We start from the raw sequence: 24800 nt of genomic DNA on the forward strand, positions 1-24800 counted from the left end.
GGCCATGGCTTAGTGCTCCTCGCGGAACTCGACGTAGGCGCGGTCGCGCACCTGGCGCATCCAGTCTTCCAGCGCTTCCTGCATCTTGCGTTCGCGCAGCACCTGGCGTGCGTTATTGCGTTCGCGCTGCTTGCTCTGGTCTTCCGACTTGCGCTCGGTGACGCGCAGGATGTGGAAGCCGAACGGCGATTCGATGACGTCCGAGACCTCGCCCGGCTTCAGGGTGGACAGGGCCTGGTCGAATTCCGGACCGGCGTCGCCCGGCTCCAGCCAGCCCAGGTCGCCGCCCTTGGCCGCGCTGCCCGGCTCCTGGCTGTTCTGGCGCGCCAGGTCTTCGAAGGTGGCGGTCTTGTTGTCGATCTTTTCCTTCATTTCGAGCAGCTTCTTCTTGACCTCGGCCGCGTTCATGGTCGGCGTCGGCTTCATGAGGATGTGGCTGACGCGGGTCTGCTGGACCACGGCGTCCTCGCCCGCGGCCTCGTCGGCCAGGCTGCGCTGGTCCGCCATCCTGAGGATGTGGAAACCGACGTTGGTCTTGATGATCGGGGTCACCTGGCCCGGCTTGAGCTTGCGCAGCTGGGTCGCGAAGATTTCCGGCAGGCGGTCCGGATCGCGCCAGCCGATCTCGCCGCCCTTCAGGGCGTCGGGGGCGTCGGAATAGGTCGCGGCCATCTTGGCGAAGTCGGCGCCGGTGCGCAGCTGGCGCGCCACTTCCTCGGCGCGGGCGCGGCGTGCGGCGATCTGCTCGGGCGAGGCGTTCTCGGGCACCGCCACCAGGATCTGCGCCAGGTTCATCTCGACGCGGTCGGCCGCGGCGGCCTTGGAGGCGGCCAGGTAGGTGTCGATCTCGGCTTCCGAGACCTGGATCTTGGAGTCGACCTCGTGCTCGCGCAACTGCTGCATCATGATCTCGTTGCGGATGTCTTCACGGAACTGCCCGAAAGGCAGGCCCTCTTTCTCCATCTGGTTGCGCATCTCCTGCACCGACATCTTCTGGTTCTCGGCGATGCGGGCGATGGTGGCGTCGAGCCTGCGGTCGTCGACGCGCACGCCCATTTCCTTGGCCAGCTGGAGCTGGGCGCGCTCGACGATCATCGCCTCGACCACCTGGCGTTCCAGGGTGGACTGGTCCGGCAGCTGCACGTTGCGCGCCTTCAGGTTCTGCGCGGTCTGGGCCACGCGGTTGCGCACCTCGTTTTTCGTGATCACTTCGTCATTGACCACGACGTGGATCGAGTCGAGCACCTTGGCGCTGGCCGACGCCGGCGGCAGGAAGCCGCTGCCCGGCTTGGCGGCCGGCGCCGTGTCTTGGGCCAGGACCTGGCCCGCGGTCAGCGCGCACAGCAGGGCTGCGGCGAGCTTAATAGTGTGCAAACGGGTGGTACGCGTCATCTGGAAAGCACTCATTCAGGGTGAAGAATCATATAGCCAGCCGTGGAGTGTACTCCACAGCGTTTAAGACGTCCTTAAAAATCAGGGCCGCCCCACATTGCTCGTCAGCTGCTGGTAGCCCGGCACCGCCTTGTTGAAGGCGTCGAGCGGGCTGCCCGAACCGAGGCGCGACAGTCCGTTGAGCTCGAGCTGGAAGAAGATCGGCGTCGAGGTATTTTGGGCCGCGGTCACGAAGCGCTGTGCGCCGAAACGGAACACCCAGCAATCGGCCTTGTACTCCAGGCCGATCAGGCTCTCGAGCAGCTTGCCCTTGCCCGGCTCCAGGCTGCCCACGGAGTAGGAGCGCAGCGCATAGCTCACCCGGCCGACGCCGTACCAGCGCGAGGACAGCGGCCACTGCCCCGACAGGTCGACGTTGCGGAAGCTGCCGCGCTGGTAGCGGTATTCGGCGTTCAGGACCTTCATCGGGGCCGGCCGCCACTGCGTGCTCAGGTTCGAACTGTACAGGTTGCTGCCGGTGGCGTCGTATTGTACGCCGCTGTCGAAGCTCCAGGTCTCGGAAATGCGGCCCGATGCCGCCAGCAGCACGTCCGAGCGGCTCTGGTGCACCGGCTCGCCCGGCAGGCGCACGCGCGGTTCGTCGAAATAGATGCGCTGGCCGAAGGCCAGGCGCAGCCGCTCGGCGCCGTCGGTCTGGATGTAGCGCGACACCACGGCGGCGGTCAGCTGGTTGGCGTCCGAGACGCGATCCAGCCCAACGTAGCGGTTCTCGCTGAACAGCTGCGCGTAGTTGAAGCCGGCGCGGCCGGTGTCGAAGTTCGGGAACAGGCTCTGGTCCTTGTACGGCGTGCGCACATAGAACATGCGCGGCTCCAGGGTCTGGGTGACGCCGTTGCCGAACAGCGAGGCCTCGCGCTCGAACACCAGGCCGCTGTCGAGCGAGAAGGTGTTCAGGCTGCGCGACAGCTTGGTCGGGCCGGTGTAGCCGTTGGCGCGGTCCAGGTCGTACTTGGTGTGGTGGCTGATGACTTTCGGCGTGACGAACCAGCCCGGACGCACGATCGGATAGCTGACCTGGGCCACGGCCACGGCACGGTTGCCGCGCAGGAGCTTCGGGTGCCAGAAGCTCACCGCCTCGGCATCCACCGCCCAGTCGAAGCCCTTCACGTCGTAGCGGCCGGCGTGGAAGTTAATCTGCGGCAGGCGGTCGTAGGGGCGCGGCACCTCCAGCCTCGGGTCATCGACCGCGGCCGGGTCCTGCAGCACCTGGTAGTTCTGGGCGCGCGCGGAGAGGTTCCAGAACTGGCCGACGAAGTCGGTGCGCACCTCGCGCAGCAGCTGGCGCTCGGCGCTGGCGGCCACAGTGCGCGAGAAATCGCTTGGGTATTCGTCGTCCGAGGCCCCATGCAGGTTCCAGCCGTAGGACCAGCCCGGGCCCAGCGCCTGGGTATGCACCGAATCGACGCGCCAGCGGTTTTCACCGGTCACGCGGTCCTTGCGCAGGCCCTCGACGTGGGTCTCGCCGTTGTAGGCGCCCAGGTCGGTGACGCCCAGGTAGCGCCCGGTGGCGCCGAGCTGCAGGCCGCGGTCGAACATCATGCGCGGGTAGAACGTCAGGTCGCGGTTGGGCGCGATGTTGAAGTAATACGGCACCATGACCTCGGCCTTGCCCTTGGAGCCGAAGCCCACGGTGGGCGCCAGCCAGCCGGAGCGGCGCGCCCCCGACAGCGAGAACGACAGGGCCGGGGTGCCGATGATCGGCACGTCCTTGAAATAGATGACGGTCTTGCCGGCCAGGCCGACGTCGCGGCCGCTGTCCAGGCGCAGGGTGCTCGACTTGAGGTACCAGTCCGGGTCCGGCCCTTCGCAGGTGCTGTAGGTGCCGTCGCGCACCAGCGCCACGTCCTCGCCCAGGAAGTCGATGCGCGAGGCATTGCCCTGGGCGTTATTCAGCTGCAAGCGGTATTCGGGGCGCAGCACGTAGCCCTTGCCCGTCTCGAGGTTCAGCTGCAGCTCGTCGCCCTTGTAGCGGTCGCCGAAGCGCCACATATTGACGTTGCCGGTGGCCGTGACCTGGTCTTCGACGCGCAGGTAGCAGGCGCTGTCGGCGCTCAGGCGGGTCTGGCCGCGCGTCAGTTCGACGTTGCGCTCGAGGTTGATCTGGCGGTCGGGACGGCCGCTGATCTCCTCGGCGCGGATCGTGATCGGCAGGTCCTGCTCGTCGCGCGATGCGCTCGACTGTGGCGTGGGAGCGACGTCCTGCGCATGCAGCGGCAGCGCGACGCCGGCGGCCGCACTGGCCAGTACATACAATGCGAGCGCTTGTCGCGGAGGAAATGGGTGGGCCGAAAACCAGCTCATGGAGAATCTGCGTGCGCCATAAAGGGCGGTATTTTTGGAATGAATCCCTTATTATATGGGAATAACTTTGATCAACCCGATTCACCAGGCCGCTTCATGTCATCTTTGTATCAAAATTCTTCCACTTCCGCTGACAAGGACGCGCGCCTGCAGCAGCTGAACGAATGGCTGGCCTCGACCGGCCTGGTGGAAGTGGAAACCGGCCGCCCGGCATCCGCGGATGCCAGCTTCCGTCGTTATTTCCGCTACGACGTTGTCCCGGCCATGCGCGAGAAGCTGGGCCCGACCCTGGTGGCCATGGATGCCCCGCCCGAGCGCGAGAACGTGCCGGCCTTCATCCACGTGCAGGGCCTGCTGCTGGACGCCGGCGTCACCGCCCCGGCCATCGTCGCCAGAGCCGTCGAGAACGGCTACCTGCTGCTGTCCGACCTCGGCGTGACCACCTACCTGCAGCGCCTGGATTCGGACAATGCCGCCTTCATGTACTCGAGCGCCGTGGACGCCCTGCTCAAGTTCCAGCTCGCCAGCGAGCCGGGCAAGCTGCCGGAATTCGACCGCGCCTTCGTGCTGCGCGAGATGAATCTGTTCCCGGAGTGGTATATCGGGCGCCACCTGGGCGTCACCCTGGACGAAAAACAGCAAAAGCAGCTCGATGGCGTATTCGAGGCGATCACCGCCAACGTGCTGGCGCAGCAGCAGGTCTACATGCACCGCGACTTCCATTCGCGCAACCTGATGTGGCTCGAACAGGGCAATCCGGGCGTGCTTGATTTCCAGGACGCCGTCTACGGCCCGATCACCTACGACCTGGCTTCGCTGCTGCGCGACGCCTACATCCAGTGGGACGAGGAAATCGTGCTGGACTGGGTGGTGCGCTACTGGCAGAGCGCGAAGCAGGTCGGCCTGCCGGTCAACCCGGACATCGACGCCTTCTACCGCGACTTCGAATTCATGGCCCTGCAGCGCCACCTGAAGATCCTCGGCATCTTCTGCCGCCTGAACTACCGCGACAGCAAGCCGAACTACATGGGCGACCTGCCGACCGTGATGGATTACGTGCGCCGCACCGCCAACCGCTACACCGAACTGAAGCCGCTGCTGCGCCTGCTCGACTCGCTCGAGGACAAGGCGCCGCAGGTCGGCTACACCTTCTGAGGACGATTCCTTTCTCATGAAAGCCATGATTTTCGCCGCCGGCCGCGGCGAGCGCATGCGCCCGCTCACGGACGCCTGCCCCAAGCCGCTGCTCAAGGTGCGTGGACGGCCGATGATCACCTATCACGTGCTGAACCTGGTGCGCGCCGGGATCAAGGACATCGTCATCAACCACTCACACCTCGGCCACATGATCGAGGAAGAGCTGGGCGACGGCAGCAAATACGGCGCCCGCATCGTGTATTCGCACGAGCCGACCCCGCTCGAGACCGCGGGCGGCATCGCCAATGCCCTGCACCTGCTGGGCGACGAGCCTTTTCTCGCGGTGTCGGGCGACATCTATGCGCCCTACTTCGACTTCTCGCAGGTGTTCGACGTCCTGAAGGACAAGGACATGCTGGGCATCCCCTACCCGGCGGACAAGCGCGACATCGCCTGGCTGTGGCTGACGCCGAATCCCTGGCATAACCCGCAGGGCGACTTCGCCCTCGACATGTATACCTTGAGGAACGACGGGCCGGAGAAGTGGAACTTCGCCGGCATCGGCGTCTACCGCCCCGAGATGTTCGCGGGGATCCAGGCCGGGGACTTCGTCAAGTTCGGCCCCCTGATGCGCAAGTTCATCGAGCAGGGCCGCGTGGGCGGCGAGCTGTACCAGGGCCCCTGGGTCAACGTCGGCACCGCCCAGCAGCTGGAAGAACTGAACGCGCCGCTGGCGGCCAAGACGGGGTCATGACGGCCGCGGTTGCGCGCCACATCGAACGCCGTGCGCGCCTGGCGGCGCGCATGCAGCCGGGATCGGTCGCGGTGCTGGCCACCGCGCCGGAGGTGCTGCGCAACGGCGACAGCGACTATCCCTACCGGCACGACAGCTATTTCTATTACCTGAGCGGTTTCACCGAGCCGGACAGCGTGCTGGTGCTGGTTGCGCCCACCGGCGACACGCCCGCGCGCTCGATCCTGTTCTGCCGCGAGAAGAATCCGGAGCGCGAGATCTGGGACGGCTACCGCCATGGGCCGGAAGCGGCGCGCATCGCCTTCGGCTTCGACGAGGCGTTTCCGATCGCTGAGCTGGATGCGCAGATGGGCAAGCTGCTGGCCAACGTGCCGGCGCTGTACTACGCGCTCGGCCACAGCGCCGCGCTCGACGCCCAGGTCGCAAGCTGGCTCAAGGCCGTGCGTGCGCAGGGCCGCAGCGGCATCACGGCCCCCGGCAGCACCCACCACCTGCTCGGCATGCTCGACGAGATGCGCCTGCTGAAGGATGCGGACGAGCAGGCGCTGATGGCGCGCGCCGCCGCCATCAGTGCAGCCGCCCACGCCCGTGCGATGCGCTTTACCCGTCCCGGCGTGTTCGAATACGAGATCGAGGCCGAGCTGCTGCATGAATTTCGCCGTAACGGCGCCCAGTTCCCGGCGTACACCCCGATCGTCGCTTCCGGCGCCAACGCCTGCGTCCTGCACTACAACCGGAACGACCGCCAGTGCCGCGAGGGCGAGCTGGTGCTGGTCGATGCGGGCTGCGAGCTAGATGGCTATGCCTCGGACATCACCCGCAGCTGGCCGGTGAGCGGACGCTTCAGCGAAGCGCAGAAAACCTTGTACGCGCTGGTGCTGCGCGCGCAGGAAGCCGCCCTTGCCGCAATCGCGCCGGGCCGGCCCTACAGCGGCATGCACGAGGCCGCGCTCAAGGTGCTGGCCCAGGGCATGCTGGACCTCGGCCTGCTCGAGCGCGCCAGATACGCCTCGCTTGATGATGCGATCGCCGACAAGGCGCATCTGCAGTTCTACATGCACGGTACCGGCCACTGGCTCGGCATGGACGTGCACGACGTCGGCCCTTACCGCGACCTGAGCGCGGCCGACAAACCCTCGCGCCCCCTGCTGCCGGGCATGGCGCTGACGGTGGAGCCGGGCATCTACGTGCGTCCGGCGCAGGGCGTGCCGGAAGAGTACTGGAACATCGGGATCCGGATCGAGGACGACGTGATCGTCACGGACGACGGCTGCCGGGTGCTCTCGGGGGATGCGCCGAAAGGCGTGGCCGAGATTGAGAACATGATGAAGGAGCGCTGATGACGGACGAACGCATGGAAGTCGATGTGGCGATCTGCGGCGCCGGTCCGGTCGGGCTGGCGCTGGCCGCGCACCTGGCACGGCGTGGCGTCGAGGGCAGCCGCATCGCCCTCATCGACGGCAAGTCGCTGGGCCAGGCGATCACCGACCCGCGCTCGATCGCGCTGTCCTGGGGCAGCGTGCAGCTGCTCGAAGAAGTGCGCGCCTGGCCGCTGCCGGCCACGCCGATCCACGAGATCCATGTCTCGCGCCGCGGCCAGCTAGGCCGCAGCCTGATGGACCGCGCCGAGCACAAACTGCCGGCGCTCGGCTATGTGGCGCGCTACGGCGACGTGGTGGACGCGCTGGCGCGCGCCTGCGACAAGGCCGGCGTCGCCACCTTGCGCCCGGCCCGCGTCGCCTCCTTCGACGAAGAGGACGATGGCGTGGCGCTGCGCCTGGACGACGGCCGCGCCGTGTTCGCCCGGGTGGCGGTGCAGGCGGAGGGCGGCGTGTTCGGCCAGCAGGACGGCAAGGCGCAGCAGCGCGACTACGGCCAGACGGCCCTGATCGCGCGCGTGAGCGTGAGCCAACCGTTCGCCCACCGCGCCTTCGAACGCTTCACCGAAGAAGGTCCGCTGGCCCTGCTGCCGCAGGATGGCGGCGATGGCCACCAGTACGCGCTGGTGTGGTGCATGCGCCCGGAGCGGGCGCTGGATGTCCAGCTGCTCGACGATGCCGCTTTTCTCACCCAGTTGGGCGAGGCCTTCGGCACCCGCCTCGGCACATTCACCGCCGCCTCGCCGCGCGTGGCCTTCGCGCTCGGCCTGAACGCCGAAGCCCGCGCCACCGCGCGGACGGTCGCGATCGGCAATGCCGCCCAGACCCTGCACCCGGTGGCCGGCCAGGGCCTGAACCTGGGCCTGCGCGACGCCGCCGTGCTGGCGCGCCAGCTGGCACGCGGCGCAACCCCTGGCGCGGTCGAAGGCTTCATGCGCGAACGCGCCCAGGACCGCCGCCTGACGATCTCCCTCACCGACACCATGGCCCGCGCCTTCACCGGCGCCGGCCCGCTGCAGCCCCTGCTGGGCCTGTCGCTGGCCGCGCTGGACCTGGTCAAGCCGGCGCGCCTGCTGCTGGCCGACCTGATGATGTTCGGCCGCCGCTAAAGCCTAGCTGGCAGGGAGGCGCTCGACCGTGTTGCGCCTGGGCGTGGCGTCTTCATGGAACAGATCGGCCAGGTAGTCGGCCAGGCCCTCCTCGCTGACGTCGGCGGGAACGATGAAGTCGGCCGGCCGTCGCGTGCCGTCATTGCCGGGATAGAAGGCCTGCCATGCGCCCGGCTTGCCGCTAATGGCAATCAAGGTGCCGAAAACATTGAAACGGTGTGTGTGCATGGTGGAGGAATGAGGGTCAGCGTCGAATGATTCGCCAACAGCCCCGGATCAGTTGAGGAGGCGCCGTTTCTAATTCAAGCGCGACAGATCGCGGGATCCACTGGAAAATAATTCAACGCTGACCCTCATTTGGTTGCAAGTAGTTGATTATTCGACGGCTTTCACCATCGATTCGATCACCTTCTTGGCGTCGCCGAACACCATCATCGTGTTCGGCTGGTAGAACAGGTCGTTGTCCAGGCCGGCATAGCCGGAGGCCATGGAGCGTTTGTTGACGATGATGCTCTTGGCTTTGTAGGCCTCCAGGATCGGCATGCCGGCGATCGGCGACTTCGGGTCCTTGGCGGCAGGGTTCACCACGTCGTTCGCACCCAGCACCAGCACCACGTCGGTCTGGCCGAACTCGCCGTTGATGTCTTCCATCTCGACCACCTGGTCGTAGGGCACCTCGGCCTCGGCCAGCAGCACGTTCATGTGGCCCGGCATGCGGCCCGCCACCGGGTGGATCGCATAGCGCACCTGCACGCCATGTTCAAGCAGCTTGTCGGCCAGTTCCTTCACCGAGTGCTGGGCGCGCGCCACCGCCAGGCCGTAGCCGGGGACGATGATCACCGATTCCGCGTTCTGCAGGATGAAGGCGGCGTCGTCGGCCGAGCCGGACTTCACCGGGCGCTGCTCCTTCGCCGCGCCATCGTCCACCGCCGCCTCGCCGCCGAAGCCGCCCAGGATCACGTTGAAGAAGGAGCGGTTCATCGCCTTGCACATGATGTAGGAGAGGATCGCGCCGCTCGAGCCCACCAGCGAACCGGCGATGATCAGCATCGAGTTGTTCAGCGAGAAGCCGATGCCCGCCGCCGCCCAGCCCGAGTAGGAATTCAGCATCGACACCACCACCGGCATGTCGGCGCCGCCGATCGGGATGATGATCAGCACGCCCAGAACAAAGGAGAGCGCGGCCATGACGATGAAGGGCGTCCACGCCGGCGCCACGTTGTCGTCGAAGCAGAACACCAGTCCCAGCGCGATGATCGCGATCGCCAGCGCCAGGTTGAGGATGTGCTGTCCGGCGAAGCGCACCGGCGCGCCCTGGAACAGGCGGAACTTGTACTTGCCCGACAGCTTGCCGAAGGCGATCACCGAACCCGAGAAGGTCACCGCACCGACGAAGGTGCCGATGAACAGTTCCAGTCGGTTCCCGAAAGGCAGCGCACCGCCACGCTCGGCAATATTAAACGCCCAGGGCTCGGACACGGCGGCGATCGCGATGCACACCGCGGCCAGGCCGATCAGCGAGTGCATCGCCGCCACCAGCTCCGGCATCTTGGTCATCTCGACCTTCCTGGCCGCCACCGCGCCGATCGCGCCGCCCACCACTACCCCTAGCAGCACCAGGGTGAAGCCCATGCCGCCGCCCGTGGCCACTTGCGCCTGCAGCTTGAACATCAGGGCGATGGTGGTCAGGACGGCGATTGCCATGCCGGCCATGCCGAAGGTATTCCCGATGCGCGCCGTGGACGGCGAGGACAGGCCCTTGAGCGCCTGGATGAAGCAGACCGAGGCCACCAGGTAGAACAGGGTCACGAGGTTCATGCTGATGAAGTTCATGCCCGCTCCTCCGCCGTGGTCTTCGCAGCCGCCGGATCGCCGGACCGTTTCGGCTCCTTCTTCTTGAACATCTCGAGCATGCGGCGCGTGACCATGAAGCCGCCGAACACGTTGACGGCGGCCAGCGCCACGGCAACGGTGCCGGCCACCTGCCCGGCCAGCCCTTCGGTGAGGCCGGCGGCCAGCATGGCGCCGACGATGATGATGGCCGAGATCGCGTTGGTCACCGCCATCAGGGGCGTGTGCAACGCGGGCGTGACGTTCCAGACCACGTGGTAGCCGACGTAGATGGCCAGCACGAAGATGATCAGGTTGATGATGGTGTGGCTGATTTCCATGCTCCGCTCCTCGGGTCCGGTTCTTAGCTACGCAATACCGCGCCGTCCGCGCACACCAGCGTGGCGCGCACGATCTCATCCTCGCGATCGATCACGAACCGGTCTTCCTTGTCGATGACGAGCTTGAGGAAGTCCAGCACGTTGCGGGCATACAGGGCGGAAGCGTCGGCCGCCACCAGCGAGGCCAGGTTCGGTTCGCCGATGATGTAGACGCCATGCTTGACCACCGTGCGGCCCAGCTCCGTGAGCGGGCAGTTGCCGCCCTGCTCGACCGCCATGTCGACGATCACCGAGCCCGGCTTCATGGCCTGCACGGTCTCTTCGCCGATCAGGACCGGCGCCTTGCGGCCCGGGATCAGGGCGGTTGTGATGATGATGTCGGCCAGCTTGGCGCGCTCGTGCACCAGCGCCGCCTGGCGCTGCATCCAGCTGGCCGGCATCGGACGCGCATAGCCGCCGCTGCCTTGCGCGATCTCGCGCTCCTCTTCGGTCTCGTAGGGCACGTCGATGAACTTGGCGCCGAGCGACTCGACCTGTTCCTTTACTGGCGGGCGCACGTCCGAGGCTTCGATCACGGCGCCCAGGCGCTTGGCGGTGGCGATCGCCTGCAGGCCGGCCACGCCCACGCCCATGATCAGCACGCGCGCGGCCTTGACCGTGCCGGCCGCCGTCATCAGCATCGGCATGAAGCGCTGGTAGGTGTTCGCGGCCAGCATCACGGCCTTGTAGCCGGCGATGTTGGCCTGCGAGGAAAGCACGTCCATCGACTGGGCGCGCGTGATGCGCGGCGCGGCCTCGAGGGCAAACGCGGTCAGGCCGGCGCCGGCCAGCGCCGCCAGGTTCTCGGTATCGAAGGGATTGAGCATGCCGACCAGGACGCTGCCCGGACGCATGCGGGCACGCTCGGCGCCGTCGGGGCTGCGCACCTTGAGCACCATGTCGGCGCCGAAGGCGGCGGCGCCATCGACGATGTGCGCGCCGGCCGCTTCATAGGCGGCATCGGGGTAGGAGGCGCGGACCCCGGCGCCGCTCTCGACCAGCACCTGGTGTTTCGCGGCCAGCTTCTTGACGGTTTCGGGAGTTGCAGCAACGCGGGTCTCGCCCGGCCTGGTCTCGGCCGGTATGCCAATTCTCATGAATCCCTCCGTTCAGTGGACACATCGGTCCACAATCTATCATGTAATTACGCGAATTGCTCAAAAACAAACACTAAAAGTAATATTTGATTGTCACGAAAACCCATCACTGTAACCAGCGCCGTCCATTTGTTGTTTGCAATGAATCAAGGCCATTTAACGACAGGCAAGCGCACCGTAGCGGAGGGGGATGAGCAGAGATGCCACCTGTCAAGGTAAAATGTCGGCTCATTTTCAAGGACGCGCATGACCGATATCTTCAAACCATCCGTGACCGTCGCCGCGATCATCGAGCGCGATGGACGCTTCCTGCTGATCGAGGAAGAGACGAGCGAAGGCGTGAAGCTGAACCAGCCGGCGGGCCACCTCGACCCTTACGAATCGCTCGAGCAGGCGGTGGTGCGCGAAGCGCTGGAGGAAACCGCGCATGAATTCATCCCGACCGCGCTGGTGGGCATGTACATGTCGCGCTACCATTCGAAGTCGCGCGGCGCCGAGGTCACTTACCTGCGCTTCACCTTCTGTGGCCATGCCGGCCGTGAACTGGACCAGCCGCTCGACGAAGGCATCCTGCGCACCATGTGGATGACGCGCGACGAGATCGCCGCCACCGCCGAGCGCCACCGCAGCCCGATCGTGCTGCAGTGCGTGGACGACTACCTGGCCGGCCACCGCACCCCGCTGCACCTGCTGTACACCCACCCCTCGGTCTTCGAGGGTGGTATCTAAAAGAATACGGACGCGAAGTTAACTAAGATGAGCAAGAAAAAAGTCGTGATCGGGATGTCCGGCGGTGTCGATTCCTCGGTCGCGGCGTGGATGCTGAAGGAACAGGGCTACGAAGTCATCGGCCTGTTCATGAAGAACTGGGAAGACGACGACGATTCGGAATACTGCTCGACGCGCCAGGACTGGATCGACGCGGCCAGCGTGGCCGACGTGGTCGGCGTGGACATCGAGGCCGTCAATTTCGCCGCCGAATACAAGGACCGCGTGTTCGCGGAATTCCTGCGCGAGTACCAGGCCGGCCGCACCCCGAATCCGGACGTGCTGTGCAACGCCGAGATCAAGTTCAAGGCCTTCCTCGACCATGCGATGAAGCTGGGCGCCGACCTGATCGCGACCGGCCACTACGCGCGCGTGCGCGAGAACGACGGCCGCTTCGAGCTCCTGAAAGCGTTCGACCACACCAAGGACCAGAGTTACTTCCTGCACCGCCTGAACCAGGCCCAGCTGTCGAAGTCGCTGTTCCCGCTGGGCGAGATCCCCAAGACCGAGGTGCGCAAGATCGCCGAACGGCTGGGCCTGCCGAACGCGCAGAAGAAGGACTCGACCGGCATCTGCTTCATCGGCGAGCGCCCTTTCCGCGAGTTCCTGAACCGCTACCTGTCGCACAAGCCGGGCCCGATGAAGCTCGACACCGGCGAGACCGTGGGCGAGCACATCGGCCTGTCCTTCTACACCCTGGGCCAGCGCAAGGGCATCGGCATCGGCGGCCTGAAGTCGCGCAAGAACGCGGACGGCACCAGCGAACCGTGGTTCGTGGCGCGCAAGGACGTGGCCAGCAACACGCTGTACATCGTGCAGGGGCATGACCATCCGTGGCTGCTGTCGCCGCGCCTGGAGGCCGGCCAGGCCAGCTGGACCGCGGGCGAGGCGCCCGTGAGTGGAACCGCCCTGTCGGCCAAGACCCGCTACCGCCAGGCCGACGTGGCCTGCACCGTGCATGCCGACGGCATGGCGCGTTTCGCGCTCGATTTCGAGGAGCCGCAATGGGCGGTGACGCCGGGGCAGTCGGCCGTGCTGTATGACGGCGACGTGTGCCTGGGTGGCGGGATCATCGATTCGAACGCTGCGTGATTCTCGTAGGGTGGTCGGCTCTGCCGACCGCGCGTTCAACTCCGCTATGCTCTGTAGCAACGCATCTGTGATTTGAACGCGCGGACGGCAGTGATTCAGGCCAGTGGCCTGAATCACAAACCGTCCACCCTACCTTGCAGCCAGCCAATCGGCCAGCGCCGCCGGCGCCATCGGCCTTCCATAGTAATACCCCTGCGCCTCGTCGCAGCCCGCCGCGCGCAGCAGTTGCGCCACTTCCTCCGTCTCCACGCCCTCCGCTACCACCCGGTGGCCGAGGTCGTGCGACAGCTTGATCATGGTCGTCACCAGCGCCAGGGTGCGCTCGTCCTTTTCCATGCCGCGCACGAAAGACTGGTCAATCTTGACCACGTCGGCGGGCATGTCCTGCAGGTAGGACAGGCTGCTGTAGCCGGTGCCGAAATCGTCGATGGCGATCTTCACGCCGCCCGCGGCCAGGCGCGCCATCGTGTCATGCGCGATCTTCGGCTTGCGCATCAGCGCGCTTTCCGTCATTTCCAGCGCCAGGCAGGCGGCCGGCAGGCCGTGCCGTGCCAGCCCCTCCAGTACGCGGTCGCTGAAGTCCGGCTCCTCGAGGTTCACGGCGGAGACGTTGACGGCGACCTGCAGCGCCACGCCTTGCGCGCGCCAGGCCGTCAGCTGGCGCAAGGCCGCCTCCAGCACCCATTCGGTGGTGGCGCGCGCCAGCGCGGTGGTTTCCACGATCGGCATGAATTCGCCCGGCGGGATCGGGCCGGCATCGGGATGGTTCCAGCGCAGCAGGGCTTCCACGCCGACGCAGGCGCCGTCGCGCAGGGAGACCTTGGGCTGGAACACGAGGTGCAGCTCGCGCGGCTGCGCCAGCGCGCGGCCGAGCTCGCTGATCAGCCAGAAGCGGTGGCGGTAGGCGGCATCCTGCTCGGGAGAATAGACGCGCAGGCCGGATTCGGCGTCGCGCGCATCGTGGGCGGCGCTGTGCAGGTTGCGCAGCACGTCGAGCGGCGCGTCCTGGCCCACGGCGAAGCGCACCAGGCCGACCGTGGCCGTGGTCAGGAAACCGCACTGCCCCATCGGCTTGCGCTCGCCCAGCCAGGCCATCAGGCTGCTGCTGAAGCGCACCAGGGACAGGCCGGGCGGCGCCAGGAAGGCGAACTGGGTCGGCGCGACGTGGTAGACCTTGCCGCCGCCGGCCACCCTGCGCAGGGCCGGCACGGCATCGCGCACGATGTCGTCGAGCCAGGTGCCGCCCATCACCCGCATGGCGTCGCTCAGCTCTTCCGGCGTGGCCAGGCTGACCAGGGCCGCCAGCTGGGGCGACCCCTCGGCGCTGACCAGGCCCAAGTCGCGTACGTCGCTGACGAACTGGTTCCGGTTGGGCAGGCCGCTGACCGGATCGATCCGCCCCAGCGCGTGCTGCAGCTCGATCTGCGCCATGACCATGGCCGCCAGGTCGGCCAGCGTGCTGCGGTCCGCATCGCTCACGCTGCGCGGCTCGGTGCCGAGCACGCACATCGCGCCCAAGCAGTATCCGGCTTTTGTCACCAGCGGCGCGCCCAGGTAGAAGCGGATGCCGCTGTCGGCGAGGAGGCTGTCGCGGAAGCACTCGCTTTGCAACAGGTCCGGCACTTCCAGCATCCGGCCGCTGTCCGCCACCGCGGCGCAGGGCGCCTTGATGCGCGGGATCGCATCGTGCGCGACGCCCACCTTCGACTTGAACCACTGGCGGTCGCTGTCGGTCAGCGACACCGCGGCGATCGGCAGCTGGAACAGCTGCGCGGCCATGCGCGTGATGCGATCGAAAGCTTCGCTGGGGGCGGTGTCGAGCAGCTCGAGCTGGCGCAGTGCTTCCAGCCGGCTGGCTTCCTCGATCGACGGGTCATACGGTGAATTCATGGGCGGCCTGTGCAGTCGCACACCCAGGAAAGGCGCACGTATTTATCGGAACTGACGATTATAACCGTATTCTTGCGTTATATAATGCCTACAGTCAATATATATTCCAATCGTGCGCGCATTTTCGTCAAATATTGTCGCGTTTCAGTTAGAATATGTGCATTGACTACAAATCACCGGAAACATGAGCGAGGACGATCCAATCCTGACGACGCGGGAAGCGGCGCACATGCTGGGCGTTGCCGTCAGTACCGCCCAGCTCTGGATGGAAAGCGGCGCGCTGCCGGCATGGAAGACGCCCGGCGGCCATCGGCGCGTGCGCCTGAGCGCGGTGCGTCAGCTGCAGGCGCGCCAGGGCGGCAACGGCACGGCGCCGGGTGAGCCGGCGGGCGCAGGCACCGTGCTCCTGCCTGCGCCCGCGGCGGCCGCGCCGCTGTCCAGCCATGCCCTGCTCGGCACCCCGCCCGAGGACGTCTTCGACCGCCTGGCGCGGCTGGCCGCGCAGGTGACGGACTGTCCGATCGCGCTGGTGACGGTGCTGGCCGGGGAGCGCCAGTGGTTCAAGGCCCGCGTTGGCCTCGACCTGCGGGAGACGCCGCGCGAATGGGCATTCTGCAAGCATGCGCTGGCCAGCGGCGAGCCATTCGTGGTGGGCGACGCCGCGCTTGACGCGCGCTTCGCCGCCAATCCGCTGGTGACGCGCGCCCCGCACGTGCGCTTCTATGCCGGCGTGCCGCTGGAGGATGCGCAGGGCCGCCGCTTCGGCACCCTGTGCGTGCTGGACCGCGAGCCGCGCCGCCTGCGCGAGCGCGAGATGCGCGCGCTGCGCGAGCTGGCGGCGATCGCGTCCGACGAAATCAAGCGGCGCGGCTGAGCTTCTACTGCTCCTTGGCAGCGGCCTGCTGCTTGCGCACCACCGCGATCACGGTATTGCGGATGGTCTTGAGCACGGCGTCGGCCTTGAAGGGCTTGACGATGAAGCCGTGCACGCCGCGCCCGAGGGCGTCCTGGATGGCGGCGGCATCCAAGGTGCCCGACACCATGAAGATCATCGCCTTGGGCAGTTGGGCGCGCAGTTCCTCGACGATGCGGCTGCCGTCCTCGACCTGTTCGCGCGCGATGCAGACGATCTGCGGGCGATGCTTCATCGCCAGGCCGTAGCCGAGCGTGCCGGTGTGGGTCTGCGCGACGACGTCGTAGCCGCCATCCGTCAGTACGGTATTGAGCAGGCCGCGCGCGATGGCGCTGCCGTCCACGATCAGTGCCTTCAGCATCGGCGCTTTCCTTCAATCGGATTCATAGGCCAGCATGTTCCAGGTGACGCCCAGCCGCACATCGAGCTTGAGCGACACCAGGCAGCGCGACATCTCGAGTATCTCGCGCTCGGCGCGCAGCCTTTCGCCCAGCGGCGTCTTGAGGATACCGGCGCCCGCCATCACGGCGTCCAGGCTGCCGTAGGCATTGAGCAGGCGCGCCGCGGTCTTCATGCCGATCTTCGACACGCCCGGCACGCCGTCGGTCGGGTCGCCCATCAGCGCCAGCAGGTCGTGCAGCAGTTCCGGCGCCACGCCGAAGCGCTGGCGTACCCAGGCGTCGTCATGCCATTCGTTCTTGAAATGGTCCCACACCAGCGCGCCATGGGCGATCAGGATGTGCAGGTCCTTGTCGGTGGTGGCCACGATGGCCTCGCCCCGCCCTTCCTGCAGCCAGCGCATGACGCCGGTGGCGATCACGTCGTCGGCCTCGACCTGGGGCACGGCCAGCACGTGCAGGCCGGCCTGGCGCAGGCGCTCGTGGAATTGCGGCAGGGCTTCGCGCAACGGCGCCGGCATGGCGGTGCGTCCTTCGCGGTAGCGCGGATAGAGCGCATGGCGCCAATTGGGGCCGCCGTAGTCGAAGGCCGCCAGCACGTGGGTGGGCGCGTGCGCTTCCAGCACGTTGCGGAAGGACGAGAACGCGTGGCGCAGCGCGATGCTGGCCTTCAGGTCGGAGTCCGGTTCGGGGCTGGCTTCGTACACGCGGCGCACGATGTTCAGGCCGTCGATGGCGAGCAGCTTTCCCTGTTTGCTCATGGTGGTGCGTCTATCGGATTGGTCACTAGCGCCGCCATGATAAACCGGGCGGCCTGTCAGGCATAGTCGTACTTGCCGCCGCGCTCCAGCGCGCGCGCGTAGGCCGGTCGCGCATGGATCCGCGCCAGGAAAGCGGACAGCTTCGGATACTGGCTGCCGAGCCCTCCGCGCGAGGCGGCCGCCTCCAGCGCAAAGCTCATCTGGATGTCGGCGGCGCTGAACTCCTCGCCGGCGAACCAGGTCGACTTGCCCAGCTCGCTCTCCAGGAAGTCGAGCTGGCCGCGGATGTTCGGCATGATGAAGCTGTCCTTGACCTTGCGCGCGATCGAGCGCGCGATCGGTTTCGCAAAGAAGGGCATCGGACTGTTCTCGACCTTGTCGAACACCAGCTTCATCAGCAGCGGCGGCATGGCCGAGCCTTCGGCGAAGTGCAGGTAGTAGGTATAGCGCAGGCGTTCCGGCGTGCCGGGCGCCGGCACCAGGCGCCCGTTGCCGTAGCGGCCGGTGAGGTATTCCACGATCGCGCCCGATTCGGCGACCACAATGGTGTCACCCGGGCCGTCATCGGTGATCACCGGCGACTTGCCGAGCGGGTGCACCGCCTTCAGCTCCGGCGGCGCCAGCATGGTCTTCGGGTCGCGCTGGTACTTCTTGATCTCGTAGTCGAGCCCGAGCTCTTCGAGCAGCCAGAGGATGCGCTGCGAGCGCGAATTGTTCAGGTAGTGGACGACGATCATGGCTATTTCCGCAGAGTTCGACAGGTTGCCAGCTTAGCATGTCGTGCGCCTGCCGACGGATGAGGCGGTATATGGTAGGCGCCTTATGAGCGGATCGGTCTACATCGGCATTTCCGGCTGGCGCTACGTGCCGTGGCGCGGCGTGTTCTATCCCAAGGGGCTGGTCCAGCACCGCGAGCTCGCGTACGCGGCCGGGCAGCTGCCCAGCATCGAGATCAATGGCTCGTTCTATTCGCTACAGCGCCCCGAAAGCTATGCCGCCTGGCATGCCGCGACCCCGCCGGGCTTCGTGTTCGCGGTCAAGGGCAACCGTTTTCTCACCCACATGCTCAAGCTGAAGGACATCGAGGGTCCGCTCGCCAACGTGCTGGCCTCGGGCGTGTTCGAGCTGCGCGAGAAGCTGGGGCCCTTCCTGTGGCAGTTCCCGCCCATCGTGAAATTCGATCCGCAGCGCTTCGAGCACTTCCTGTCGCTGCTGCCGCAGGATACCGACAGCGCCCGCGAACTGGCGCTGCAGTACCAGCCGCGCATGGAAGGCCGGGTCGCGCTCGCATCCGGCCCCAACCGCCCGATGCGCCATGCGGTCGAGATCCGGCACGAGAGCTTCCTGATTCCTTCCTTCATCGCCATGCTGCGCCGCTACAAGGTGGCGCTGGTGGTGGCCGATACCGCCGGCAGGTGGCCGCTGTGCGAGGACGTCACCGCGGACTTCGTCTACATCCGCCTGCATGGCGACAAGGAGCTGTACGCGAGCGGCTACCAGGACGAGGCCATCGCGGCCTGGGCGGCGCGCATCGATGCCTGGCGCCGGGGGCGGCAGCCGGAAGGGGCGCGGCTGGTGTCGGACGAGGCGCCGCCGCAGGCCGGGGCGCGCGACGTCTACTGCTACTTCGACAACGACATCAAGGTGCATGCGCCTTTTGACGCACGGCGCCTGATCACTGCGGTAGACGCCATGGCGCCACAATCGAGCTAGAATGGTGTCCCACCCACGCAGTGTTTGACCAGGAGGCTATTATGAAATTGCTTCGAGTCAGTACCGCTGTCATTTCCCTGCTGTTTTCCGCCACCACCCTCGCCGCCGACAGCACTCCGCTGAAGCACGCACACGGCATGCTCGTCGATCACGCCGGCATGACCGTCTACACCTATGACAAGGACACCCCGAACAGTGGCAAGAGCGCTTGCGTCGCCACCTGCGCCAAGAACTGGCCGCCCGTGATGGCCCAGGGCACGCCGCCCGCCCCCTATTCGGTCGTCACGCGCGAAGACGGCAGCAAGCAGCTGGCCCACAAGAGCAAGCCGCTGTACACCTTCGTGAAAGACAAGAAAGCGGGAGACAAGACCGGCGACGGCGTCGGCGGCGCCTGGCACATCGTCGGGGAAGAATAAGCAGCGCGTCAGCGCCGCTCGTGGATCTTGATGACCTTGCCGTTGCCCTTGCCGGGCGGCGGCGCGGGCTCGGCCGGCCCGCAGGTACCGCAGCTGTTGCAGCCGCTGCCGCAGCTGGCCGAGGTATCCAGCCACTTGACCAGCCTCGATTGCCGGCCGCCCCTGGAGAGACGGTGCACGATCGCGCGCCGCCAGCTGTCCGGCAGGTACTTCGCGCCGGCGTACAGCACGGCCAGCGCGACGATGATCCCGGTGACCAGCTCCTGCCACATGTCCTAGCCTCCCGTGAGGAACAAGGTGGTGCGGTAGACGATGAAGGCGGCCACGTAGGCCAGGCCGAACATGTAGCCGGCCATGATCCAGGCGTAGCGGCGGCTGCCGGTCTCGCGCGCCACCGTGGCCAGCGTCGGTAGGCAGTGCGGCGCGTAGACGTACCAGGTCAGGAGCGCCAGGCCGGTTGCCAGCGACCACGACTGCGCGATCACCGGCGCCAGGGCATTGGCGGCTTCGTCGCCGCCCGACAGGGCGTACACGGTGCCCAGCGCGCCGACCGCCACTTCGCGTGCGGCCATGCCCGGCACCAGGGCGATCGCGATCTCCCAGCCGAAGCCGATCGGCGCCAGGATGACTTCCAGCGCGCGGCCGATCATGCCGGCCACGCTGTAGTAGATCGGCGGGTGGGTCGCGCCTTCCGGTGCGCCCGGGAAGCTCGACAGCAGCCACAGCAGGATCATCATGGTAAGGATCAGGGTGCCGACCCGCTTCAGGAAGATCTTGGCACGCTCCCACAGGCCGGAGACCAGCGCACCGGGCTGAGGCCAGTGGTAGGTCGGCAGTTCCATCATGAGCACGTGCTGCTTGTAGTCGCTGCGGCGCTTCATGAACCAGGCCACCGCCATGGCGCTCAGGATACCCGCCATGTAGAGGGCGAACAGCACCAGGCCCTGCAGGTTCATGATGCCGCCCACTTCGCGGTCCGGAATGAAGGCGGCGATCAGGAGCGCATACACCGGCAGGCGCGCCGAGCAGGTCATGAGCGGCGCGATCATGATCGTCACCAGGCGGTCGCGCGGGTTCTGGATGGTGCGCGCGGCCATGATGCCCGGGATCGCGCAGGCGAACGAGGACAGCAGCGGCAGGAAGGCGCGGCCCGACAGGCCGACGCTGCCCATGATGCGGTCGAGCAGGAAGGCGGCGCGCGGCAGGTAGCCCACGTCTTCCAGCACCAGGATGAAGAAGAACAGGATCAGGATCTGCGGCAGGAACACCAGCACGCTGCCGACGCCGGCGATGATGCCGTCCACGATCAGGCTGTGCAGCACGCCCTCGCCCAGCAGCACGCCGACCTGCTCGCCAAGGGCGGCCACGCCCGCCTCGATCAGTTCCATCGGCGTCTCGGCCCAGCTGAACACGGCCTGGAAGATCAGGAACATCAGGGCGGCCAGGATCACCGGGCCGAGCACCGGATGCAGCACCACGTTGTCGATCTTTTCCGTCAGGTTGCCGCGGTCGCCGTCGGTCACGACGGCCAGCTCGAGGATGCGGCGCACTTCGCGCTGGGTTTCCTCGACCGGCACGGCGTCGATCGCGGAAAGCGGATTCGGCTTGACGGTGGTATCGAAGACCATGCGGTCGAGCTGGGCCAGCAGGGCGTCTTCGCCGTGGGCATGGATGGCGACGGTTTCCACCACCGGCATGGCGAGCGCGGCGGAGAGCTTGGCGGTATCGATGCTGATGCCGCGCTTCTTGGCGACGTCGACCATGTTCAACACGAGCACCATGGGAAGCCCGAGACGCTTGAGCTCGAGCACCATGCGCAGGTTCAGGCGCAGATTGGTGGCGTTGACCACGCACAACACCGCATCCGGCGCCGCTTCGCCTGCGCGCAGGCCGGCGACCACGTCGCGCGTGATGGCTTCGTCCGGCGTGTAGGCGCTCAGGCTGTAGGCGCCCGGCAGGTCGAGCACGCGGAACGCGCGGCCCGCCGGCGAGGTGAAGCTGCCTTCCTTGCGTTCGATGGTCACGCCGGCGTAGTTCGCGACCTTCTGGCGCGAACCGGTCAGGCGGTTGAAGAGCGCGGTCTTGCCGCAGTTGGGATTGCCGAGCAGTGCGACCAGGGGCGTGCGCGACGCCACCTGTTGTTCCATGACACCCATCCGCTTATTCCGGCTTGATCGACACGAGGGCCGCTTCGAAGCGGCGCAGCGCGAAGGTCGATTCGCCGACCTTGACGGCCAGCGGGCCGCCCAGCACGCGCTTGAGCACGCGGATACGTTCGCCCGGCACGAAGCCGAGCTCCATCAGGCGGCGCTGAACGTCGAAACCGCCCTGTTGCGCCGGCGGCGCCAGGTGGATCACGGTAGCGCTCTGGCCGGCAGGAAGGGCGTCGAGCGTGGTGAGGGAGGGAGCAAGAGTCATGGTCGCGTCCAGTAAGTGTAGCGCTGATGAGACAGATAGCTAGCATCATAAACCTAAATGCGAATTATTTCTATTTGCGGTTTGATCACAGTCTAAAAGAAAGACCACGTCAACACAAAATTCCTGTTGCAAACGACGCCGAGTTTACGGAGAATAGAACACGAATGAGATTGATTCTCATTTAAATGACAAGTGAATAATGTGGCTCGACCGAGTCTCAAGGAACCGAAACGATGATCGTCTGTGTCTGCAACAACATCTCCGACCGCGAAATCCGCCAGGCCGTCGACCTGGGGATCAGCTCGGTCGCCGAACTGCACAAGGAACTGGGCGTCGGCACCATGTGCGGCAAGTGCGTGAGCTATGCACGCGAAGTCCTGCACGAACATCTCGAGAGCAAAACCACGATCACCGAAGTGCGCCGCGTCCCGCAGGCGGCCTGAACAGCACCAACGTCTCTCTCCCTGCCCCGCCTGCGCGGGGCTTTTTTTCGCCCGCGCCGGGTGATTGAGAAGCGTTCGCACGGCGGAACGAGAACGCTTGTCATTCCCGCCGTTTTTTTCGATTTTCACTGCATTTTCCCGGGCTTTTTCAGCGTTTTCGGCCCAAAAGCGGGCGGCTTGTTTGTTATCATGGAGCCTATTCAACATCATCAAGGGCATCACATGAAAGGCGACCAGAACGTTCTTCGTCTGCTGAACGCGCAGCTGACCAACGAACTCACCGCGATCAACCAGTACTTCCTGCATGCGCGCATGTACCGCCACTGGGGCTTCGGCAAGCTGGCGAAGAAGGAGTACGACGAATCGATCGGCGAGATGAAGCACGCCGACAAGCTGATCGACCGCATCCTGATGCTCGACGGCCTGCCGAACCTGCAGGCGCTGCACAAGCTGCTCATCGGTGAATCGACCCAGGAAATGCTGGAATGCGACCTCAAGCTCGAGCGCGCGGCCCAGGTGACGGTCAAGGAAGGCATCGCGGCGGCGGAAGCGGCGGCCGACTACGTGACCCGCGACCTGTTCCTGATGATCCTCGAAGATACCGAGGAACACATCGAGTGGCTGGAAACGCAGCTGGACCTGATCGTCAAGGTCGGCATCCAGAACTACCTGCAGAGCCAGATCAGCGAATAAAAAACAAACCCCGCCTGCGCGGTAATACCGTTCAGTTAGCGTAAAAATGTAGGGTGGTCGGCTTCGCCGACCGCGCGTCCAAGTCACCAATGCACTGTGGCAGAGCAAAATGGAGTTGAACGCGTGGCCGGGAAACCCGGCCACCCTACGCTTAACTGAACGGCATTACCGCCTGCGCGGGGTTTTGTTTGTCAGGCCGGGCCGCGGTTCAGCGCCACTTCCTCATCCACCTGTCGTAGAAGCCCAGGTCGCGCGGCACCGCCCCCGGAATCGCGCAGATCGCCCCGGCGAACTCGTTGGCCCGCGCCAGGGAAACGTCGAGCGGCCAGCCGCGCATCTTCCCCAGCAGGAAAATCGCCGAGAAGGCATCCCCCGCCCCCACCGTGTCGATGACAAAAGGCGGCGCCGGGTTATCGCGGTGCATCAGCACCTGCCCGTCGGCGCCGAAGTACACCGAGCCGCGGTGTCCCAGCGTGACGATCAGTGCGTCGAGCGAGAACATCTGCAGCAGCGCCTGGCACGAGGCGTGCACCTCGTCGGCCGCCAGCGCCGGATCGTCCGGCTTGATCTGGAAATACCAGCCGAACATCGCCTGCAGCTCTTCCTCGTTGATCTTGGCGATGTTCGCCTCTTGCAGCGAGCGCGTGACGATGCGCTCTTCCACCTGGCCCTCGCGCAGGTTCAGGTCGAGGTAGCGCAGCGCCGGCGTGGCGCGCAGCAGCGCCATCAGGGTGGCGCGCGAGCGCTCGTGGCGCTGGGCCAGGGTGCCGAAATAGAAGATGCCCGGCTGCGCGTGTTCCAGCGCCGCCTCGGCCTGGCCGCGGTCGATGAAATCGTAGGCCTGGTTCGGCAGGATGGTGAAGCGGTGGCCGCCACGGGCGCCGCGCTCGACCAGGACGCGGCCGGTTTCCTCGATGGCGTCGCACTGCAGGCCGGCCTCGCTCATCGCGAAGCGCTCGAACTCGGCGCGCACCGCCTGGCCGGGCTTGTCCTGGCCAATGCGGGTAAGCATCAGCTGCGGCGCCATGAAGGCGGCCAGGTGGCGCGCCACATTGAAGGGCGCGCCGCCGACCACCTGCTCGGTGGTGAAGTCGTCGACCAGCGCTTCGCCGAAGACGACGGTGGTGGCCGGCGCGTTCACGCGACGACAGGCACGGTGTCGCGGAACGACGGACGCTCGGCGAGCTTGTCGGCCAGGCGCGCCAGGTTCGGGTAGTCGCCGCGCCAGTCGATGTCGGGGAAGCGGAACGCCAGCCAGCCCAGGGCGCAGCCGACGGCGACGTCGGCCAGCGTGTAGTGCGTGCCCATGCAGTAGCTCGCATCGCCCAGGCGGACCGACATTTCGCGCAGGCCGGCATGCACCTTGCCCATCTGGCGTTCGATCCACCTGGCGCTCTGCTGCTCCGGAGAGCGCTCGCGGCGCTCGAGGAAGACCAGGATCGCGGCATCGAGCACGCCGTCGGCCAGCGCTTCCCACACCTTGACTTCGGTGCGCTCGCGGCCATTCGGCGGCAGCAGCTTGCAGACCGGGGAGATGGTGTCGAGGTATTCGGCGATCACGCGCGAGTCGTACAGCGTGCTGCCGTCTTCCATCACCAGGCAGGGAATCTTGCCCAGCGGGTTGACCTGCTGGATGGTGGTCTCCGGGACCCACACGTTTTCTTGCACAAAGCTGACATCGAGCTTCTTGTCCGCCATCACGACGCGGACTTTACGCACATAGGGACTGGTGAAGGAACCGATGAGTTTCATACATGCCCGAATAAGAGGATTGGGTGCCAGTATAGCATCGCGATTTCGGCGCCTGTCTGTGCCAGACCGGCCTGTTTGCAGCCCGCCGCGACAGCCCGCGCAAG

26 protein-coding genes are annotated in these 24800 nt (G+C 66.3%); 11 read left to right on the top strand and 15 right to left on the bottom strand.

Annotated elements, in window-relative coordinates; genetic code table 11:
* Positions 1–9: 9 nt before the first annotated feature.
* Both MasN3_RS24485 and MasN3_RS24490 read right to left on the bottom strand, forming a co-directional pair.
* Positions 10–1392 (bottom strand): peptidylprolyl isomerase, encoded by a 1383-nt coding sequence (locus MasN3_RS24485; RefSeq protein ID WP_370662317.1) that lies wholly within the window; start codon positions 1390–1392, stop codon positions 10–12.
* A gap of 81 nt (positions 1393–1473) precedes the next feature.
* Positions 1474–3753 (bottom strand): LPS-assembly protein LptD, encoded by a 2280-nt coding sequence (locus MasN3_RS24490; protein WP_281910978.1) that lies wholly within the window; start codon positions 3751–3753, stop codon positions 1474–1476.
* Between the two features lie 96 nt (positions 3754–3849).
* On the opposite strand from MasN3_RS24490, the gene MasN3_RS24495 reads away from it, so the two are divergent.
* From MasN3_RS24495 to MasN3_RS24510, 4 genes are read left to right on the top strand one after another with little or no spacing between them, the layout of a single operon-like run.
* The gene (locus tag MasN3_RS24495) at positions 3850–4908 is read left to right on the top strand and encodes an aminoglycoside phosphotransferase family protein (RefSeq protein WP_281910980.1); all 1059 of its coding nucleotides are present in this window, start codon (positions 3850–3852) and stop codon (positions 4906–4908) included.
* Positions 4909–4924: 16 nt separating this feature from the next.
* Positions 4925–5644, top strand: coding sequence for an N-acetylmuramate alpha-1-phosphate uridylyltransferase MurU (gene murU / locus MasN3_RS24500; protein ID WP_281910981.1), 720 nt, complete (start codon positions 4925–4927; stop codon positions 5642–5644).
* The gene (locus tag MasN3_RS24505; protein ID WP_281910983.1) at positions 5641–6984 is read left to right on the top strand and encodes an aminopeptidase P N-terminal domain-containing protein; all 1344 of its coding nucleotides are present in this window, start codon (positions 5641–5643) and stop codon (positions 6982–6984) included. Before murU ends, MasN3_RS24505 begins: the two co-directional genes overlap by 4 nt.
* Positions 6984–8132, top strand: coding sequence for a UbiH/UbiF/VisC/COQ6 family ubiquinone biosynthesis hydroxylase (locus tag MasN3_RS24510; RefSeq protein ID WP_281910984.1), 1149 nt, complete (start codon positions 6984–6986; stop codon positions 8130–8132). Before MasN3_RS24505 ends, MasN3_RS24510 begins: the two co-directional genes overlap by 1 nt.
* A gap of 3 nt (positions 8133–8135) precedes the next feature.
* Here the strand turns inward: MasN3_RS24510 and MasN3_RS24515 are convergent, their stop codons facing one another.
* From MasN3_RS24515 to MasN3_RS24530, 4 genes are all read right to left on the bottom strand, one after another.
* Positions 8136–8360, bottom strand: coding sequence for a DUF7661 family protein (locus MasN3_RS24515; RefSeq protein ID WP_281910987.1), 225 nt, complete (start codon positions 8358–8360; stop codon positions 8136–8138).
* Positions 8361–8507: 147 nt separating this feature from the next.
* Positions 8508–9965, bottom strand: coding sequence for an NAD(P)(+) transhydrogenase (Re/Si-specific) subunit beta (locus MasN3_RS24520; protein WP_281910989.1), 1458 nt, complete (start codon positions 9963–9965; stop codon positions 8508–8510).
* Positions 9962–10303, bottom strand: a complete 342-nt coding sequence (locus MasN3_RS24525; RefSeq protein WP_281910990.1) for an NAD(P) transhydrogenase subunit alpha — start codon at positions 10301–10303, stop codon at positions 9962–9964. The genes MasN3_RS24520 and MasN3_RS24525 overlap by 4 nt, the downstream gene beginning before the upstream one ends.
* Positions 10304–10326: 23 nt before the next feature.
* Positions 10327–11439: a Re/Si-specific NAD(P)(+) transhydrogenase subunit alpha gene (locus tag MasN3_RS24530; protein WP_281910991.1), complete on the bottom strand. Its 1113-nt coding sequence runs from the start codon at positions 11437–11439 to the stop codon at positions 10327–10329.
* Positions 11440–11685: 246 nt separating this feature from the next.
* Between MasN3_RS24530 and MasN3_RS24535 the strand changes: the two genes are divergently transcribed.
* Positions 11686–12168, top strand: coding sequence for an NUDIX hydrolase (locus tag MasN3_RS24535; RefSeq protein ID WP_281910992.1), 483 nt, complete (start codon positions 11686–11688; stop codon positions 12166–12168).
* Between the two features lie 27 nt (positions 12169–12195).
* Positions 12196–13299 (top strand): tRNA 2-thiouridine(34) synthase MnmA, encoded by a 1104-nt coding sequence (mnmA, locus tag MasN3_RS24540; RefSeq protein ID WP_281910994.1) that lies wholly within the window; start codon positions 12196–12198, stop codon positions 13297–13299.
* A 129-nt stretch (positions 13300–13428) separates the two neighbouring features.
* Here the strand turns inward: mnmA and MasN3_RS24545 are convergent, their stop codons facing one another.
* Positions 13429–15189 carry a putative bifunctional diguanylate cyclase/phosphodiesterase gene (locus tag MasN3_RS24545; RefSeq protein ID WP_281910995.1) on the bottom strand — a complete coding sequence of 587 codons (1761 nt, stop codon included), beginning with the start codon at positions 15187–15189 and terminating at the stop codon, positions 13429–13431.
* Positions 15190–15373: 184 nt separating this feature from the next.
* Here MasN3_RS24545 and MasN3_RS24550 point away from each other — a divergent pair, with 184 nt between their 5' ends.
* Entirely contained in the window at positions 15374–16063 is a 690-nt protein-coding gene (locus MasN3_RS24550) for a GAF domain-containing protein (protein ID WP_281910997.1), read from the top strand.
* 4 nt (positions 16064–16067) lie between these two features.
* Here the strand turns inward: MasN3_RS24550 and MasN3_RS24555 are convergent, their stop codons facing one another.
* From MasN3_RS24555 to MasN3_RS24565, 3 genes are read right to left on the bottom strand one after another with little or no spacing between them, the layout of a single operon-like run.
* The gene (locus MasN3_RS24555) at positions 16068–16463 is read right to left on the bottom strand and encodes an ANTAR domain-containing response regulator (RefSeq protein WP_281910999.1); all 396 of its coding nucleotides are present in this window, start codon (positions 16461–16463) and stop codon (positions 16068–16070) included.
* A 12-nt stretch (positions 16464–16475) separates the two neighbouring features.
* The gene (locus MasN3_RS24560; RefSeq protein ID WP_281911000.1) at positions 16476–17261 is read right to left on the bottom strand and encodes a 5'-3' exonuclease; all 786 of its coding nucleotides are present in this window, start codon (positions 17259–17261) and stop codon (positions 16476–16478) included.
* A 56-nt stretch (positions 17262–17317) separates the two neighbouring features.
* Positions 17318–17998, bottom strand: coding sequence for a glutathione S-transferase (locus MasN3_RS24565; protein WP_281911001.1), 681 nt, complete (start codon positions 17996–17998; stop codon positions 17318–17320).
* An 85-nt stretch (positions 17999–18083) separates the two neighbouring features.
* Here MasN3_RS24565 and MasN3_RS24570 point away from each other — a divergent pair, with 85 nt between their 5' ends.
* A complete protein-coding gene (locus MasN3_RS24570) occupies positions 18084–18974 on the top strand; it encodes a DUF72 domain-containing protein (RefSeq protein WP_281911002.1) in 891 nt (296 codons plus the stop codon).
* A 41-nt stretch (positions 18975–19015) separates the two neighbouring features.
* Positions 19016–19390, top strand: a complete 375-nt coding sequence (locus MasN3_RS24575) for a COG4315 family predicted lipoprotein (RefSeq protein WP_281911004.1) — start codon at positions 19016–19018, stop codon at positions 19388–19390.
* Between the two features lie 8 nt (positions 19391–19398).
* Here the strand turns inward: MasN3_RS24575 and MasN3_RS24580 are convergent, their stop codons facing one another.
* From MasN3_RS24580 to MasN3_RS24590, 3 genes are read right to left on the bottom strand one after another with little or no spacing between them, the layout of a single operon-like run.
* Positions 19399–19662 (bottom strand): DUF6587 family protein, encoded by a 264-nt coding sequence (locus MasN3_RS24580; RefSeq protein WP_281911006.1) that lies wholly within the window; start codon positions 19660–19662, stop codon positions 19399–19401.
* A gap of 3 nt (positions 19663–19665) precedes the next feature.
* Positions 19666–21546 (bottom strand): ferrous iron transporter B, encoded by a 1881-nt coding sequence (gene feoB / locus MasN3_RS24585; RefSeq protein WP_281911007.1) that lies wholly within the window; start codon positions 21544–21546, stop codon positions 19666–19668.
* A gap of 4 nt (positions 21547–21550) precedes the next feature.
* Positions 21551–21808 (bottom strand): FeoA family protein, encoded by a 258-nt coding sequence (locus MasN3_RS24590; protein ID WP_027866507.1) that lies wholly within the window; start codon positions 21806–21808, stop codon positions 21551–21553.
* Between the two features lie 233 nt (positions 21809–22041).
* Here MasN3_RS24590 and MasN3_RS24595 point away from each other — a divergent pair, with 233 nt between their 5' ends.
* Both MasN3_RS24595 and bfr read left to right on the top strand, forming a co-directional pair.
* Complete coding sequence (locus MasN3_RS24595; protein WP_281911012.1) at positions 22042–22251, top strand: (2Fe-2S)-binding protein; 210 nt, start codon at positions 22042–22044, stop codon at positions 22249–22251.
* A gap of 222 nt (positions 22252–22473) precedes the next feature.
* Positions 22474–22944 carry a bacterioferritin gene (bfr, locus tag MasN3_RS24600; RefSeq protein ID WP_027866505.1) on the top strand — a complete coding sequence of 157 codons (471 nt, stop codon included), beginning with the start codon at positions 22474–22476 and terminating at the stop codon, positions 22942–22944.
* A gap of 208 nt (positions 22945–23152) precedes the next feature.
* Here the strand turns inward: bfr and MasN3_RS24605 are convergent, their stop codons facing one another.
* Both MasN3_RS24605 and MasN3_RS24610 read right to left on the bottom strand, forming a co-directional pair.
* Positions 23153–24085 carry a PfkB family carbohydrate kinase gene (locus tag MasN3_RS24605; protein WP_281911013.1) on the bottom strand — a complete coding sequence of 311 codons (933 nt, stop codon included), beginning with the start codon at positions 24083–24085 and terminating at the stop codon, positions 23153–23155.
* Entirely contained in the window at positions 24082–24696 is a 615-nt protein-coding gene (locus tag MasN3_RS24610; protein ID WP_281911014.1) for a glutathione S-transferase C-terminal domain-containing protein, read from the bottom strand. Before MasN3_RS24610 ends, MasN3_RS24605 begins: the two co-directional genes overlap by 4 nt.
* Between the last annotated feature and the right edge of the window lie 104 nt (positions 24697–24800).

The sequence above is a fragment of the Massilia varians genome, assembly GCF_027923905.1.
Classification (GTDB): Bacteria; Pseudomonadota; Gammaproteobacteria; order Burkholderiales; family Burkholderiaceae_D; genus Telluria; species Telluria varians_B.

Excerpts from the sequence above, each read along its gene's own strand:
- MasN3_RS24545 (WP_281910995.1), bottom strand. The coding sequence starts at position 15,189 with ATGAATTCACCGTATGACCCGTCGATCGAGGAAGCCAGCCGGCTGGAA.
- MasN3_RS24555 (WP_281910999.1), bottom strand. The coding sequence starts at position 16,463 with ATGCTGAAGGCACTGATCGTGGACGGCAGCGCCATCGCGCGCGGCCTG.
- MasN3_RS24595 (WP_281911012.1), top strand. The coding sequence starts at position 22,042 with ATGATCGTCTGTGTCTGCAACAACATCTCCGACCGCGAAATCCGCCAG.
- MasN3_RS24520 (WP_281910989.1), bottom strand. The coding sequence starts at position 9,965 with ATGAACTTCATCAGCATGAACCTCGTGACCCTGTTCTACCTGGTGGCC.
- bfr (WP_027866505.1), top strand. The coding sequence starts at position 22,474 with ATGAAAGGCGACCAGAACGTTCTTCGTCTGCTGAACGCGCAGCTGACC.
- MasN3_RS24560 (WP_281911000.1), bottom strand. The coding sequence starts at position 17,261 with ATGAGCAAACAGGGAAAGCTGCTCGCCATCGACGGCCTGAACATCGTG.
- MasN3_RS24490 (WP_281910978.1), bottom strand. The coding sequence starts at position 3,753 with ATGAGCTGGTTTTCGGCCCACCCATTTCCTCCGCGACAAGCGCTCGCA.
- MasN3_RS24590 (WP_027866507.1), bottom strand. The coding sequence starts at position 21,808 with ATGACTCTTGCTCCCTCCCTCACCACGCTCGACGCCCTTCCTGCCGGC.
- MasN3_RS24505 (WP_281910983.1), top strand. The coding sequence starts at position 5,641 with ATGACGGCCGCGGTTGCGCGCCACATCGAACGCCGTGCGCGCCTGGCG.
- murU (WP_281910981.1), top strand. The coding sequence starts at position 4,925 with ATGAAAGCCATGATTTTCGCCGCCGGCCGCGGCGAGCGCATGCGCCCG.
- MasN3_RS24565 (WP_281911001.1), bottom strand. The coding sequence starts at position 17,998 with ATGATCGTCGTCCACTACCTGAACAATTCGCGCTCGCAGCGCATCCTC.
- MasN3_RS24485 (WP_370662317.1), bottom strand. The coding sequence starts at position 1,392 with ATGACGCGTACCACCCGTTTGCACACTATTAAGCTCGCCGCAGCCCTG.
- MasN3_RS24570 (WP_281911002.1), top strand. The coding sequence starts at position 18,084 with ATGAGCGGATCGGTCTACATCGGCATTTCCGGCTGGCGCTACGTGCCG.
- MasN3_RS24580 (WP_281911006.1), bottom strand. The coding sequence starts at position 19,662 with ATGTGGCAGGAGCTGGTCACCGGGATCATCGTCGCGCTGGCCGTGCTG.
- MasN3_RS24535 (WP_281910992.1), top strand. The coding sequence starts at position 11,686 with ATGACCGATATCTTCAAACCATCCGTGACCGTCGCCGCGATCATCGAG.
- MasN3_RS24495 (WP_281910980.1), top strand. The coding sequence starts at position 3,850 with ATGTCATCTTTGTATCAAAATTCTTCCACTTCCGCTGACAAGGACGCG.
- mnmA (WP_281910994.1), top strand. The coding sequence starts at position 12,196 with ATGAGCAAGAAAAAAGTCGTGATCGGGATGTCCGGCGGTGTCGATTCC.
- MasN3_RS24575 (WP_281911004.1), top strand. The coding sequence starts at position 19,016 with ATGAAATTGCTTCGAGTCAGTACCGCTGTCATTTCCCTGCTGTTTTCC.
- MasN3_RS24550 (WP_281910997.1), top strand. The coding sequence starts at position 15,374 with ATGAGCGAGGACGATCCAATCCTGACGACGCGGGAAGCGGCGCACATG.
- feoB (WP_281911007.1), bottom strand. The coding sequence starts at position 21,546 with ATGGGTGTCATGGAACAACAGGTGGCGTCGCGCACGCCCCTGGTCGCA.
- MasN3_RS24515 (WP_281910987.1), bottom strand. The coding sequence starts at position 8,360 with ATGCACACACACCGTTTCAATGTTTTCGGCACCTTGATTGCCATTAGC.
- MasN3_RS24510 (WP_281910984.1), top strand. The coding sequence starts at position 6,984 with ATGACGGACGAACGCATGGAAGTCGATGTGGCGATCTGCGGCGCCGGT.
- MasN3_RS24525 (WP_281910990.1), bottom strand. The coding sequence starts at position 10,303 with ATGGAAATCAGCCACACCATCATCAACCTGATCATCTTCGTGCTGGCC.
- MasN3_RS24530 (WP_281910991.1), bottom strand. The coding sequence starts at position 11,439 with ATGAGAATTGGCATACCGGCCGAGACCAGGCCGGGCGAGACCCGCGTT.
- MasN3_RS24610 (WP_281911014.1), bottom strand. The coding sequence starts at position 24,696 with ATGAAACTCATCGGTTCCTTCACCAGTCCCTATGTGCGTAAAGTCCGC.